General features: G+C 70.4%; 11 protein-coding genes and 1 tRNA gene. 7 read left to right on the top strand and 5 right to left on the bottom strand.

Going from position 1 to position 14,348, the window contains the following annotated elements:
* Nucleotides 1-21 precede the first annotated feature (21 nt).
* Both ACZ3H8_RS24255 and ACZ3H8_RS24250 read right to left on the bottom strand, forming a co-directional pair.
* On the bottom strand, nt 22-528 hold the full coding sequence (locus ACZ3H8_RS24255) for a heme-degrading domain-containing protein (RefSeq protein ID WP_467405102.1): 507 nt from the start codon (nt 526-528) through the stop codon (nt 22-24).
* A complete protein-coding gene (locus tag ACZ3H8_RS24250; RefSeq protein ID WP_467405100.1) occupies nt 525-1,649 on the bottom strand; it encodes a Gfo/Idh/MocA family protein in 1,125 nt (374 codons plus the stop codon). Before ACZ3H8_RS24250 ends, ACZ3H8_RS24255 begins: the two co-directional genes overlap by 4 nt.
* Nucleotides 1,650-1,704: 55 nt before the next feature.
* On the opposite strand from ACZ3H8_RS24250, the gene ACZ3H8_RS24245 reads away from it, so the two are divergent.
* The 6 genes from ACZ3H8_RS24245 (at nt 1,705) to ACZ3H8_RS24220 (ending at nt 8,135) form a co-directional block, all read left to right on the top strand.
* Entirely contained in the window at nt 1,705-2,814 is a 1,110-nt protein-coding gene (locus ACZ3H8_RS24245; protein ID WP_467405097.1) for an ROK family transcriptional regulator, read from the top strand.
* A 129-nt stretch (nt 2,815-2,943) separates the two neighbouring features.
* On the top strand, nt 2,944-3,984 hold the full coding sequence (locus ACZ3H8_RS24240) for a hypothetical protein (RefSeq protein ID WP_467405096.1): 1,041 nt from the start codon (nt 2,944-2,946) through the stop codon (nt 3,982-3,984).
* Nucleotides 3,985-4,286: 302 nt separating this feature from the next.
* Nucleotides 4,287-5,066: an HAD-IIA family hydrolase gene (locus ACZ3H8_RS24235; RefSeq protein ID WP_467405093.1), complete on the top strand. Its 780-nt coding sequence runs from the start codon at nt 4,287-4,289 to the stop codon at nt 5,064-5,066.
* A 93-nt stretch (nt 5,067-5,159) separates the two neighbouring features.
* On the top strand, nt 5,160-6,041 hold the full coding sequence (locus ACZ3H8_RS24230; RefSeq protein WP_467405092.1) for a hypothetical protein: 882 nt from the start codon (nt 5,160-5,162) through the stop codon (nt 6,039-6,041).
* A gap of 1 nt (nt 6,042) precedes the next feature.
* A complete protein-coding gene (locus ACZ3H8_RS24225) occupies nt 6,043-6,711 on the top strand; it encodes a class F sortase (protein ID WP_467405090.1) in 669 nt (222 codons plus the stop codon).
* A 416-nt stretch (nt 6,712-7,127) separates the two neighbouring features.
* On the top strand, nt 7,128-8,135 hold the full coding sequence (locus ACZ3H8_RS24220) for a glycoside hydrolase family 6 protein (RefSeq protein WP_467405088.1): 1,008 nt from the start codon (nt 7,128-7,130) through the stop codon (nt 8,133-8,135).
* A 126-nt stretch (nt 8,136-8,261) separates the two neighbouring features.
* Here the strand turns inward: ACZ3H8_RS24220 and glxA are convergent, their stop codons facing one another.
* The 3 genes from glxA to ACZ3H8_RS24205 form a co-directional block, all read right to left on the bottom strand.
* Entirely contained in the window at nt 8,262-10,202 is a 1,941-nt protein-coding gene (gene glxA / locus ACZ3H8_RS24215) for a radical copper oxidase GlxA (protein WP_467405086.1), read from the bottom strand.
* A complete protein-coding gene (locus ACZ3H8_RS24210) occupies nt 10,199-12,139 on the bottom strand; it encodes a glycosyltransferase family 2 protein (RefSeq protein WP_467405083.1) in 1,941 nt (646 codons plus the stop codon). The genes glxA and ACZ3H8_RS24210 overlap by 4 nt, the downstream gene beginning before the upstream one ends.
* A gap of 393 nt (nt 12,140-12,532) precedes the next feature.
* Nucleotides 12,533-12,606, bottom strand: a tRNA-Lys gene (locus ACZ3H8_RS24205).
* Nucleotides 12,607-12,756: 150 nt separating this feature from the next.
* On the opposite strand from ACZ3H8_RS24205, the gene ACZ3H8_RS24200 reads away from it, so the two are divergent.
* Nucleotides 12,757-14,268, top strand: a complete 1,512-nt coding sequence (locus ACZ3H8_RS24200; protein WP_467405081.1) for a peptidoglycan-binding protein — start codon at nt 12,757-12,759, stop codon at nt 14,266-14,268.
* The last annotated feature ends 80 nt before the right edge of the window (nt 14,269-14,348 follow it).

Here is a 14,348-nt window from a genome sequence, read left to right as displayed (position 1 = left end):
GCCGAAGCTCGCCCGCCGCCGTCACGTCGCGATGAACCGCTCCAACGCCTCGACCACCATCGCGTGGTCCTCCGCCTGGGGCAGGCCCGAGACCGTGACGGTACCGACGACGCCCACGCCGGCGACCGAGATCGGGAACGATCCGCCGTGGGCCGCGTACAGATCCGGGTCCAGGCGCGAGGACTCCTCGAACGTCGTGCCCTTCGCGCGGTGGCGGGCGCCGACCAGGAACGAACTCTCGCCGTACCGCTCGACGACCCGGCGCTTGCGGTCGATCCACGCGTCGTTGTCCGCGCTCGACCCCGGCAGCGCGCAGTGGAAGAGCTGCTGCGCCCCGCGGCGGATGTCGATGGCGACCGGCGCCTGTCGCAGATAGCCCATCTCGACCAGCATGCTGCCGAGCGCCCAGGCGTCGTCGTTCGTGAACCGCCGCACCGTCAGCCTGCGTTCCTGGGCGACCAACTCGTCGACGGTGAGCGGCGCGGGCGTGGGTGCGGGCCCGGGCGTCGCGGGCTTGGGCGCGGTCATGCGGAGACCTCCACCGTGACGCCCTCGCGGGCGGAGCGGCGCGCGGCTTCCAGGACGTCCAGCGCTGCCGCCGCTTCGTGGGCGGTGACCGGCGGGGGCGTACCGTCGCGCAGGGCCGTGGCGATTCCCGAGTAGTACGCCGGGTAGTCGCCGGGGACCGTCTCGACCGGGCTGCCTTCCCCTCGGGCTTCGCCCTGGGGAGACCCCATGCCGGTCTGCGGGGACTCGCCCGCGCCGATCCGGCCCCACAGCGACTTGGGCTCGACGCCCCAGCTCTTGCCCGGCGTCGGGCGCTTGCCGTCGCGCAGGTCGGCCTCCTGCGGGTCCAGCCCGTACTTCACATATCCGGCCGTCGAGCCCAGCACCCGCAAGCGCGGGCCGAGCTGCGCGGTCGTGGCACTCACGTACAGGTGCGAGCGCACTCCGTTCGCGTGCGTGAGCGCGATGAAGGTGTCGTCGTCGGTCTGGGCGCCCGGGCGGCGTACGTCCGCCTCGGCGTAGACCCGCACGACCGGGCCGAACAGGGTCAGCGCCTGGTCGACGACATGGCTGCCCAGGTCGTACAGCAGACCACCGATCTCGTCCGGGTCGCCGGACTCGCGCCAGCCGCCCTTGAGCTGCGGACGCCACCGCTCGAAGCGGGACTCGAAGCGCTGTACGTCACCGAGCTCGCCGTCCGAGATCAGCTGCTGGAGAGTGAGGAAGTCGTTGTCCCAGCGGCGGTTCTGGAAGACCGAGAGCAGCAGACCGCGCTCCTCGGCGAGGGCGGCGAGCTCGCGCGCCTCGGCGGGGGTGCCGGCGATCGGCTTGTCCACGACGACCGGGAGGCCGGCCTTGAGCGCGGCGGTGGCGAGCGGGACGTGCGTCTTGTTGGGGGAGGCGAGGACGATGAGGTCGAGCTCGCCCGCGCGCTTCCACAGCTCGTCGGGCGAGGCCGCGAAGCGCATGTCGTCGCCGAACTCGGCGCGGGCCTGCTCCCGCCGCTCCGGGTTCGAGGTGACGATCGTGTCGAGGGCGAGGCCCTCGGTGGCGGCGATCAGCGGGGCATGGAAGACGGAGCCCGCCAGGCCGTAGCCGACGAGTCCGACGCGGAGAGGGCTGCGGGTGTCGGTGCCAGTCATGGTTCCACTTAAACAACGGTGTTGCCAAAGTGCAAGCGCAGGGGACAATGGGTCCGTGAACAGGACCGTCAATGGAGCGAATCTGCCTGTGCTGCGCAGCCACAACGCGGCACTGGTGCTCGATCTGCTGCGTACGGCCGGGGAGGGCGGCATCAGCCGGATCGAACTGGCCGAGCGCACCGGGCTCACTCCGCAGGCGGTCAGCAAGATCACCGCGCGCCTGCGTGAGGGTGGCCTGGTGGTGGACGCGGGCCGCCGCGCGTCGACCGGAGGCAAGCCGCGCACGCTGCTGCGCCTGGTCCCGTCGGCGGGGCACGCGATGGGCCTGCACCTGGACCGCGACGAGCTGACGACGGTCCTGCTGGACCTGTCGGGAACGCTGGTCGCGGCGCGTACGGTGCCGCTGGACCTGGGGGCGGGGGCGGAGGCGGTCCTGGAGGCTGCGGCGGCGGAGATCGAGGCGGTCCTGGCGACGACGGCGACGGCGGAGGCCGAGGCGGTCCCGTCGGCCGGGCGCGTGCTCGGTGTCGGGGTTGCCATGCCCGGGCCGCTCGACCACTGGGCCGGCGTGCCCCGTCGCGTCACCGGGTTTCCCGAGTGGGACGGGTTCCCGCTCCGGGACGCTCTCGGTGCGCGGCTCGGATTGCCCGTCGTGCTCGACAAGGACACCAACGCCGCTGCCCTCGGACTCGCCCTGCGTGGGCCCGGGGACTCGTTCGCGTATCTCCATCTCGGTACGGGGCTGGGCGCGGGCCTCGTACTCGGCGGGGCGCTCTACCGGGGCGCGCGCACCGGGGCGGGGGAGTTCGGACATCAGGTCATCCAGCTCGACGGACCCGAGTGCGGCTGCGGCAGGAGTGGCTGTATCGAGGCGCTCTGCCTCGCCGCCGTCGGGCGTGGCGACATCGACCGGGCCGCGGGTGTTCTCGGGATCGGCGCCGCGAACCTCGTCGAGCTGCTCGACATCGACCGGGTGCTGCTCGGCGGCCGGGCCGTGACCGCGGCGGCCGAGCCGTTCGTACGGGGAGTCGGCGAGCGCGTCCGCGTCCCCGTGGCCCTCGCCGAAGGCGGCGCACACGTCGTCGCGGAGGGCGCCGCGCAGCTGGTGCTCGCGCCCCTGTTCGGCCGCGCAGAGGCGTCACCTGCCGGACCGAAAATACGCTGATAGGGCGGAGTTGCGCGGCTGTTCGGCCCTAAGGAGAGCCGGAGCCGTGTCCCCACGCGCGCGCGGGGGGAAGGTTTTGGGGCACGGCCGGGCGATCCCCCAGCCGTAGGCGATCAGCAAAGGCCCCTCATGCGACTGCGCTATGCCCTCACCGTCGGCGTCACCGCAGCCGCCATCGCGCCCGCGGCGCTCACCGCCGCGACCGCGACAGCGGCGACGCCGGCGACGGCAGTGACGGCAGCCGCTCCCGTGGCCGCGCGCCCCGTGGCCGCGCGCCCCGCGGCCGACACGGCGCTCACCAGCTCGACGGCGACGGCCGCGATGACTGGGACGGCGGCGATCACTGGGACGGCCGCGCTCACCGGGACGGCGGCGGCTTTCATGACCGGGGGCCTGGCCGCGCGCCCCGGCGCCGACGCCATCGCCGCGCCCGCGGCCACACCGCCGGCCCCGCCCACGGACAAGCCCGGTGAGTCGCCCGCCGCCACCGCCCTCCCCACCCAGCAGGAGAACCGCCCCGCCGACCGGCAGCCCACCTGCGGAAAGGCAGCCGACCCCGACTTCCCCATCGACACCCGCGTCCACGGCGGCGCGTCCGTCCACCGCCCCGGCGGCGGCTTCGAGCCCTGGTCCGTCGACCTCGCGAACACCACCGGCGAGGCCTGCCAGAACATCCACCCCGTGATCATCTTCACCGGACGCGACCCCGGTCTCACCCCGGCCCGGATCACGCTGGAGTTCTACGACGACGAGGCCGCCCTCTGGCGCCCCGTCGTCCTCGAGACGACCGCCGAGGGCGAGGTCGTCGGCGTACTCGACGGCGAGGGCCGTTTCCCCGGCTTCGCCGTCCCGGCCCGCAAGTCGGTCACCGCCAAGGTCCGGTTCCGGCTCGCCACCGATGCCCCGCCCAACGAGGTCACGGTCAACGCCGCGGTCGTCCAGCGGCAGGGCGACGACGGCGACTGGGTCGGGGAGTCCGGCGACTACCGATTCGCCGTCCTCGGCGGCGACGGCTCCGGCATCGACGCCGGCGTCACCCGGGACGAGCTCGCAGCCACCGGCCCCGGCACCGGCTCCCTGCTCCTGCTCGGCGCCGCCTTCGGCGCGGTCCTGCTGGGCACCGGGGCCCTGGTGCTCGCGTCCCGGTGGCGGCGCAAGGGTCAACGCTGATCGTTCACGTACATCTGCGAACATCCCCTGGTGCAACGGGGGCTGAGGGCCGCCCGCGGGCGGTTCTGCTGGGGGTCCGGGGGTTATCCCCCGGGAGATGCAGGACGGTGCACCTGGGCAACCGGAACTGAGGGCGGACTCGAACTTCGCGACGCGTCTGGTCAGTTCAGGTCCATGCCGAACCCGTCCGGTCATCGACGGGGTCAAGGTCAGCCCAGCCTGACTAGGCTGGGGACGCCGGAGACCCACAGGGCCGTGCCTCCGGCGTCCACAGCACACTGCGTATGGCAGGAGTCCGTCTGATGGCAGAGCGCAAGCCGATCGAATCCTGGCTCACCGACATGGATGGTGTCCTGATCCACGAGGGCGTGCCGATCCCGGGCGCCGATGCTTTCATCAAGAGGCTGCGGGAGACCGGGAAGCCGTTCTTGGTGCTGACCAACAACTCCATCTACACGGCGCGCGACCTGCACGCACGGCTGGCCCGGATGGGCCTGGACGTGCCCGTGGAGAACATCTGGACCTCGGCGCTGGCCACCGCGCAGTTCCTGGACGACCAGCGTCCCGGCGGCACGGCGTACGTCATCGGTGAGGCGGGTCTGACCACCGCCCTGCACGACATCGGCTATGTCCTGACCGACCACGACCCCGACTATGTGGTGCTCGGCGAGACCCGTACGTACAGCTTCGAGGCGCTCACCAAGGCGATCCGGCTGATCAACGCCGGGGCCCGGTTCATCTGCACCAACCCGGACGAGACCGGCCCCTCCGCCGAGGGCCCGCTGCCCGCCACCGGCGCGGTCGCGGCGCTGATCACCAAGGCGACCGGCAAGGACCCGTACTTCGCGGGCAAGCCGAACCCGCTGATGATGCGGACCGGGCTGAACGCCATCGGCGCGCACTCCGAGACCAGCGCGATGATCGGCGACCGGATGGACACCGACGTGCTGGCCGGACTGGAAGCGGGTATGGAGACCTTCCTGGTGCTCACCGGGCTCACCACCCCCGCGGCCGTCGACCGGTATCCCTTCCGGCCTTCCAAGGTCGTCGACTCGATCGCGGATCTCGTCGACCGCATCTGAGCACGTCAGAGGGCTCAATCGGACTACTGAGCCGCTCCTGCGGATGCGAAAACGGCCCGGACGCGTGAATCTTTCCGTATCAGGAGGTTCACGATGCGTTCAGGTTTGGTTACTTTCCGTGCCGCAGGAGTGGCTGCCGTGCTCGTCCTGGCGCCGGCCGCCGCGGCCGCGTACGCCGCCGATTCCGTGAAGGTCACGGTCGTCCCGTCCAAGGTCGCCCCCGGCGGCGAGGTGGAGGTCCTCGTCTCCGGTTGCCAGGGCATGACCGGAGCTGCCAGGTCCCAGGGGTTCGTCGCGTACGCCGCGCTCGCAAGCCGCAATGGTGCGGGCACCCAGCTGTTCGGCGAGACGACCGTGAAATCCTCCGTGGAGCCCGGCACGTACGACATCGGCGTCACCTGCGACGGTCGTGAGCACCCGGTATCGGCCCGCGTCCAGGTCGTCTACAACCAGCCGACAGAGCAGCCGAACGAGCCGGCCAAGCGGGCGGACCATCAGACGGAGCGGCCGCACGAGCCGACGAAGCGGGCGGACGAGCCGACCAAGCGGGCGGACGAGTCGACCAAGCGGCGGGACGAGCCGACCAAGCGTGCAGAGGAGTCGACCAAGCGGCGGGACGAGTCGACCAAGCGGCCGGAAGAGTCGACCAAGCGGGGGGACGAGTCGACCAAGCGGCCGGAAGAGTCGACCAAGCGGGGGGACCATCCGACGGAGCAGTCGTACGAGCCCACGGAGGAGTCGGACGAGGAGGACTCGTACGAGGAGGAGTCGTACGAGCCGACCGACGACTCGACGCCCTTCGCCCCGGTTCGCGCGGGCGGCGGCGGCACCGCCCTCGCGGCCGAAGGCCCGCCGGACCCGGCCGAGGCCGGCCCCGGCATCCCGCACACCGTGATCGGCCTGGTGCTCGCGGGCGCGGCAGCGGTCGCCGTGGCTTTCCGCAGCTCACGGCGGCGCCGATCGGATTCGGACTGACATGTCCTCCGCCGATCGCCCGGCCGGGAACGGCCGGCTGCTCACCGGAGTGGCCTGGGCGGTACTCCTGCTCGGGCTCTGGCTCTGGGGCCGTGAGATGACCGGCGGCCTCGGCGGAAGCTCCGCGCCCACCACCGGCGACGTTGCCGCGGTCGGCCGGCCGCTGGGCGTGCCGCTGCCACCCGCCCACGACCCGCTGGCCCCGGCCAGGCCGGACCAGGTGGCCATTCCGTCGATAGGGATCAGCGCCCCGGTCGTCCCGCGCGGCCTGGACGTCACAGGCGCCGTGGATCCGCCGCCGTACGCCATGCCGCACACGGTCGGCTGGTACGACAGCGGTACGCAGCCGGGCGCGGCGGGCACGGCGCTGCTCGTCGGCCATGTCGACACCGAGACGAAACCGGCCGTCTTCTACGGTCTGAGCTCGGCCCGGCCGGGCGAGAAAGTCCGGGTCACCAGGGCCGACGGCTCGGTCGCGGAGTTCACCATCGACGACGTCCAGGTGGTCGACCAGGACCGGTTCGACGCGCAGAAGGTCTACGGCCCGCGCAAGGACGGGCGCGCGGAGCTGCGGCTGATCACCTGCGGCGGCACCTTCGACCGCGAGACCCGCGCGTACACCGCCAACGTGGTCGTCTCTGCCTACCTGACCGGGGTCACCAAGGGTTAGGGGAGTCCTCCGCCGCCGGACGGGCGCTGTCTGCAACCTGGCTCGGCCGACGACATACTCCCCCCGGAGCCGTCGGCCGAGCCGGGTCCTCAACCGCGGGTGCTCGGGCTGCGGGAGAAGCCCGGCGCCGGCGCGGGAGGTGCGGGAAGGTCCGGTTGCGGTCCCGCCAGCGGCCGGGGCGGTTTGCCGGACACTCTAGGGCCGCGAACGGGCCCGGCCTAGAGGCTGAATGACGCCATGTCGCGAAGTCTTCGCCTCCCCCGTGCGCCCCGTGCGCCCCGTGCCCCCGTTCCCGTCCTCTCCCGTCCGCCGCGTTGTCACAGCCTGTCCACGGTGCTCCGGCGGGGCTCGTGACCCTCCGCCGGGGTGTGCCACGATGGATTCGACCTGACTTGTCCGGCCGCAAGGGGGAGTGGATGTACGGTAGTTGGTCCGGCCGACGTGCCAGGGCGGGGGCGGTCGCGGCGGGGGCGGTGCTGTTGCTCGCCGGCTGTTCCTCCGACGACGGCAACGACAGGAGACCGGCGGTGAGCCAGCAGCCCAAGGGGAACGATCCGTACTGGGTCAACCCCGACGGCAACGCCGCCAAGCAGGTCGCCGCCTACCGCAAGGACGGCGACGACAAGAACGCCGAGCTGATCAAGAAGATCGCCGATCAGCCGGTCGGCGAGTGGATCGGCCCGGACAACCCCGGGGCCGAGGCCAAGGGCTACACCGAGGCGGCCGCCAAAGCCGACCGGGACGCGCTGCTGGTGCTCTACAACATCCCGCACCGCGACTGCGGACAGTTCTCCAAGGGCGGCGCGGCCGACGGCAACGCCTACCGCGCTTGGGTCGACCAGGTCGCGACGGGCATCGGCGACCGGCGGGCCACGGTGATCCTGGAGCCGGACGCGGTCCTGCATCTGGTGGACTCCTGTACGCCGCAGGAGTTCCACGAGGAGCGGTTCGACCTGCTCAAGGGCGCTGTGGAGCGGCTGAAGCAGCAGCCGAACACCAAGGTGTACCTGGACGCGGGCAACGCCGGCTGGTCCCAGCCCGACGCGCTCTTCGACCCGCTCCAGCGGGCGGGCATCGACAAGGCGGACGGCTTCGCCGTCAATGTCTCCAACTTCTATCCGACCGCAGCGAGCAAGGAGTTCGGCCAGAAGCTCTCCGCGAAGGTCGGCGGCAAGCACTTCGTCATCGACACAAGCCGCAACGGCAACGGCGCGTACACCGGCGGCGATCCTAAGGAGAACTGGTGCAATCCGCCGGGCCGCGCGCTCGGCGAGGCGCCGACCACCGACACGGGCGACCCGCGGGTCGACGCGTATCTGTGGGTGAAGCGCCCGGGGGAGTCGGACGGGGACTGCAGGGGTGGGCCCAAGGCGGGGGAGTGGTGGCCGGAGTATGCGCTCGGCCTGGCCCGCGCGACGAACTAGGCGGCGCGGGCCCCTTCCCGTAACCGGGGCTCCGCCCCGGACCCCGCGCCTCAAACGCCGGCGAGGCTGATTTCGGGGCTCCGCCCGGGGCCGAAGGCCGTACGGGGGTCTGGGGCGGAGCCCCAGTTATGGGACCTCGACCCACACGCCCTCGGACGGCGTCCCCTTCTCGTCCGTCACAAAGAGCATGTACCACCCGGACGGCACCAGCGCCCGGTTCCTGGGCACGGTGACCCGGATGCCGTCCGCCGTCCTCTTCATGCCGAGCGCGATGGAGCGCTGATCGACATCGGTGACATGCGTGACAGCGCTCGGCCGCATCAGCTTGGCCGACTTCACCGGGCCGCCCGTCTTCACCTTGAACTCGCCGCTCTCTCCGCGCTCGATCGACTTCGGGCCGCCGCTCACCTCGGGCCTCGAGCCCCGGTAGCGATACGGCGGGGTGTAGATCTCGATGCGCTGCTCGAAGACGCCCGGCTTGGTGTTGGCCTTGTCCGCGAACAGCGAGTCCGAACCGAAGATCATGACGCGGCCGTCCGGGAGCAGCACCGAGCCCGAGTGGTAGTTGCGCCCCACCTGGGGGTCGGCAACCCGCTTGTACGTACCGGACTTCGGGTCGTACGTACGCGCCTGGAGGACATTGGAGCCGCCGCGCCCCCGGTAGTCCGACGAGCCCCCGGTGACCAGGACGGAGTCGTCCGGCAGCAGCGAAGCGCTCGGATAGCGGGTGCCCTTCTCCAGCGAAGCGCCGTCTGTGAAGCGGGCGTTGTTCTCCCTGAGGTCCACCAGACGGGACTTCTCGCTGGACTTCTCGGACTCGCCGACCCCGCCGCCGCCGATGACCATGAACCGCTGGTCCTGGGCGGGCGGCAGCATGACCGTCGCGGAGGTCTCCATCCTGTCGGGGTCGCTCAGGCCGGGGATCTTGTCGAACTCGTTCGTTGCCAGGTCCCAGACGCCCGGCTCACGGCCCACGTCGGCCGGTCCGTATCCGGCGTTGGAGCCGGAGTAGAAGAGCTTGCCGTTGTCCATCAGGAAGATCGCCGGGTAGGTGGGGAACTTCCTGATGATCCCGGTGTACTTCCAGGTCCTGGTCTTCGGGTCGTAGATCTCGTCCTTGCCGGGGACGATCTGCCCGATCTCGTCGAGACCGGAGAGCGAGAGGACCTTGCCGTCCTTCAGGGTGGTCAGCGTGGGGTACCAGCGGGCCTCGTTCATCGGGTCGACGGTGATGTACTTCTCCGCCACCGGGTCGAACTCGTAGGCCTCCTTGATGCCCTGGAAGTCCTTCTTGTCGAGCGCGAGCTTCTGCGCGATGCCGTAGACATTGCGGGCGTCGGAGCCCCTCAGGCCCTGCACCCGGTAGTTGTCCTCGGTGCCGGTCTCGTAGTCCTTGCCCGACGCCTCGGCCTCGACATAGATCCGGCCGAGCCCCGCCTCGGTCCGCAGGAACCTGCCGGTGTTCTTGTCGAAGATCTTCTTCGCCTTCTCCACCAGGACGGGGTCCCTGGAGACGAAGGTCTTGCCGTTCTCCTTGCCGGTGAACCTGGTGCCCGCGGGCAGTGTCTTGGGCTTGTCCGGGTCCTCGTTGTGGACGATCATCAGTCCGCCGGCCTTGGTCACATCGCCCTTGAGCTTCTCGTACCGCTTTGTGCCGCCCGCGACCAGCAGCTTCCCGTCGGGCAGCTGGGTGTGCCCGGCGCAGAACATGTCCTTGGGTGTGGGGATCTTCTTGAACTCATCGGTCTCCGGGTCCCACAGCACCGACTCGAACTTCTTCGCGTCGAAGTTCTTCTGGTTGTTGCCCGAGCCGGCGATCAGCAGCACTTTGCCGGTGTGCAGCAGGGCCGCGTGGATGGTGTTGATGCGGTACTCGGAGGGGACGTCAAGATGGTCCCAATGGCCGTTCTCGGCCTTGTAGTCCGGCTGGTTGATCTTGAAGTCGTGGTACTGCTCCGAGCCGAACCGCCACAGCGCGGGCCCGTTGAACGCGGCCAGCGTCACCACAACCGCCGCACCTGTCGCCATGCGGCGGGCGCGGCCGCGGCTTGGAGGGTAGTAGTTCACTTCTCACGTCCCCCAATGGCGATCTGCATGGTCTGATCGGCAGCGGCGGTCTGTTCGGCAGCGGCGCCCTGCCGCTGCTGCGGCACATGGGCCTGAGGGTGCCCGGCCGGCGGCTGCCCGCCGTCCTCCCGCTTGCCGCGCTTCTTCTTCTCCGCGCGGATGCCGTGCCGCCAGGCGACGATGGGCGCCGCCGTGATCAGCAGCGCCAGCGTGGCCCAGATGATCATCGCCGGATGGTCGTGCCCGAAGTAGAAGGAGGAGCCGAGCGATCCGCCGAAGACGAGGATGAAGAAGAGATGGATCCGGAAGGTGCCGAAGAGCGTGTCCGGACTGGACGAGTCGCCCTTGGGGGTCACGACGAACGAGCTCTTGCGGCGCAGTACGGCGTCCATCAGCGAGCGTGCGTAGACCGGCGCGGAGAGCGCGGACATCATCATGCCCGCGAGTCCACCGGAGCCCTCGGGCTCGTGCGGCGAGACATTGTGGCGGCGGTTCCAGATGTAGAGGCCGATCTGGAGGGCCGAGGCATTGCCGTACAGCATCATCCAGATCACCGGGTCGATCTGCACACCCGAGGCGCCCACGCCCAGGAACAGCGCACAACTCAGCGCCGCCAGAATCCAGTTGAGGGCGGACATCGGGTAGAAGATGATCATCATCGTGTAGTTGAAGAGCTTGCCCGCGGGCAGCGAGTAGAAGCCCTTCCAGTACTGCTTGAGGATCGTCTCGTACGTACCGCGGGACCAGCGCAGCTGCTGGGTGAAGAAGTCCGTCCAGGCGGTCGGGCCCTCGCCGACGGCGAGCACGTCCGGGGTGTAGACCGAGCGCCATCTGTTGCCGGACTCGGGGTTGCGGGCGCGGTGCATCTCGAACCCCGTGGCCATGTCCTCGGTGATCGAGTCGTACAGGCCGCCGATCTGCTTGATCGCCTTGATCCGTACGGCGTTGGAGGTGCCGACGAACATGGGCGCGCCGTAGCGGTTGCCCGCGCGCTGGATCAGGGCGTGGAAGAGGAACTGCTGCGACTCGGCGGCCTTGGTGACGAACGTGTCGTAATTGCCGTACACCTGCGGCCCGATGACGAAGCCGACGTCCGGGTCGCGGAAGTAACCGAGCATCCGCTCCAGATAGTTGGGCAGCGGGACATGATCGGTGTCGACGGAGGCGAAGAAGTCGTAGTCGTCGCCGTGCGCCTGGAGCCAGGCGTTGTAGTTGCCGTGCTTGGTCCTGGCCCGGTGCGCGCCCTTGGCCTGGTTCCAGTGCGGGACGCCCTTGCGGGAGAAGTGGTGGACGCCGAGGCGTGCGCAGACCGCCTTGACGTCGGGGTCGTCGCCCTCGTCGAGCAGCCAGACGTGCATCAGCCCGCGGTGGCGGAGCCTGACGGCCGCCTCCAGGGTCTTGGTCACCATCTCCAGGGGCTCCTTGCCCGGTACGAAGGAGGTGAGGAAGGCGACCCTGGTGCCGGGCTCGGGCACCACCGGGACGGGGTCACGCGCGACCAGCGTCGCGTGCGCGTTGGACAGGACGTTCATCGTGCGGAAGAGCTCGATCAGGCCGATCGAGACGAGCATGACGATGTCGAGGACGAGCAGCGTGTCGTTCTTGAGGTTCGGATCGCGCTCGGTCCAGTGCTGAGGCTGCATCAGCCAGGCGAACAGGCCCAGTGACACCAGCGGCGCCGCGCAGAGCAGCAGAGCGGCCTGAATGCGGTGCGGCTCCTGCGAGAGCAGCGAGCGGTACTGCACGGTGTACGGCTTCGCCGGGTCGGGCTTGGTGAGGGGTCCGGCGAGCCGGCTGTAGTGCTCGTAGTCGTACCGGGACAGCGCCTTCTTGGGGCGCAGCCGGTGGCCGCCGGTGCGCAGATGCGCGGGTATCCGGAGCTGAACCGTTCGGGAAGGGTCGTTGGGCTGCCGGGCGCCGCGTGGTGTCGACGTCATGAGTCATCCCCCCGCACGCATGCTGGCTGCGTGTTATGTGGTCGGTCGGTCCGTCCCGAGCGCGGTCCCCCTGGACCCGCGGCCCTGGACGCATCAGTGGCGGGCCACCATCCCTACAGACACAAAGCAGTCACCTGCCGGTTGCAGCGATTCCCGTTGCGTCCAAAACACCCCCAACTACGCTTAACGGATGCCCTATTGGTGGCATTGGCCCCCAACAGGTTCTCCGACCCCCGCTGTGACCGCAAGGGTGGAAAAGGGGGCGTAATCGGTCAAACAAGCGATTTACGCGACTCTTGCCGAAGGGGTGTACGGGAGTGCGGGGGTGGGCGGAAATGGCCGCGGGAACGACCGAGGCCCCCTCACCTGTGATGAGGGGGCCTCGACTCTGCGTGCGCCGCCAGGGACTCGAACCCCGGACCCGCTGATTAAGAGTCAGCTGCTCTAACCAACTGAGCTAGCGGCGCCTGCTGACCTGGAGAACTTTACCGGACGGGGAGAAGTGCTCCTGACCATTATCTGATCGTTCCGGCCTGTCGGATCCTCTTTTACTACCTTCATACCGTCAAAATATGCCGAGAAGGGACAGTTTGGACATTACTGCGGAGGGTTTACGTATGACCGTGCCGGTATTCGAGGAGTTCGAGCCCGCTGCCGACTGCGACTGCGCCGGGTGCGCCCAGCAGCGACGGGCTCTTGCCGCCGGAGGCCACCCGACGGCGCACGGCTGCCGCCGTGCGCTCGTCCTGTTCACCGCGGCGGGCGTGGTGCTCGGCGGCGGGGGAACGAGCGCGGCGGCCGCGGCCGACTTCCCGGCGGGGCACGCGCGCCCGCACGCCATTGCCGACGCGGCCCCCGCCGCGCCGAAGGCCGCATCGACGGCCGCACCGAAGGCCGCGCACACTGCCGCTTCCGGGGCCGGGGCCGCACCCGCGCGCACTGCCGCCGACCCGGAGCCCGCCACCGAGCAGGGCGGCTCCGGGCCGCTGCACGGCGGGACGCTTGGCGGTCCCGCGGGCACGCAGGGCACCGCGCCCGCCAAGCTGCGCAAGATGACCCGGGCCCAGATCATCAACCGCGCCAAGCGATGGCTGACCGCCAAGGTCCCGTACAGCATGGAGAAGTACTGGTCCGACGGGTACCGCCAGGACTGCTCGGGCTATGTCTCGATGGTCTGGAATCTGGCCGGCAACGAGTGGACCGGCAGCCTCGCGTCATTCGCCCACAGGATCACGCGCGAGCAGCTGCAGCCCGGTGACATCCTGCTCTTCCACAACCCGGACAATCCGACCAGGGGTTCGCACGTCACGATCTTCGGCGGTTGGACCGACTACACGCACACCTACTACATCGCGTACGAACAGACGAAGCCGCACACCCGCAGGCAGTCCACGCCCATGGGGTACTGGACCAACGCCGACCGGTATGTGCCCTACCGCTACAAGGGCCTCGCCGCGACTTCTTCCGACACCGACACCGACACCGACACGGACACCGCGACCGCCACCAGCACCGCGACCGCGACCGCCACCGCGACCGCCACCGCCACCGCCACCGCGAGCGGGGCCGCCGCCGTGAGCGGGGCGACGTCCGCCGACGCCTATCCGGGCCTGACCGCCTTCGGCCCCGGGGCGAGCAACACCTACATCACCCAGCTCGCCGAGATGCTCGCCGGGCGCGGCGGCAAGCACTTCTACCCCAACGGGCCCGGGACGCAGTGGGGCGAGTCGGACCGGATGGCCACCCAGGCTTTCCAGCTCGCCCAGGGCTGGGCGGGCAGGGACGCGGACGGCCTGCCGGGACCTGAGACCTGGCGGCGGCTGGCGAGCAAGCAGGGCAGGAACATCCCGGCCGTGGGCGCGGGCGGCCCCGGCGCCACGAGGACGGCGGCGCCGAAGTACCCGGGGCGAGAGTTCTTCAGGCCCGGCCAGTCCAACGCGTACGTCACCCAGCTCGGCCGGCAGCTGGTGAAGCGCGGCTTCGGCAAGTACTACACATCGAGCCCCGAACCGCGGTGGAGCGAGGAGGACCGGCGCAATGTCGAGGCCTTCCAGCGGGCCCAGGGCTGGCGCGGCGGCGCGGCCAATGGCATTCCCGGGCCCGAGACCTGGCGACGGCTCTTCACCTGAGCCCCAGGGGGCGCTGTCATCGACAGCGGCTCCGCCACGGGGCGGACCCCCGCCGAAAAGCAGGTCGGCGGGTCTGAACA

Source organism: Streptomyces sp. NPDC002868 (genome assembly GCF_055563295.1).
Note: the sequence above shows the minus strand (reverse complement) of the source record. Positions and strands in the feature narration are given on the sequence as shown.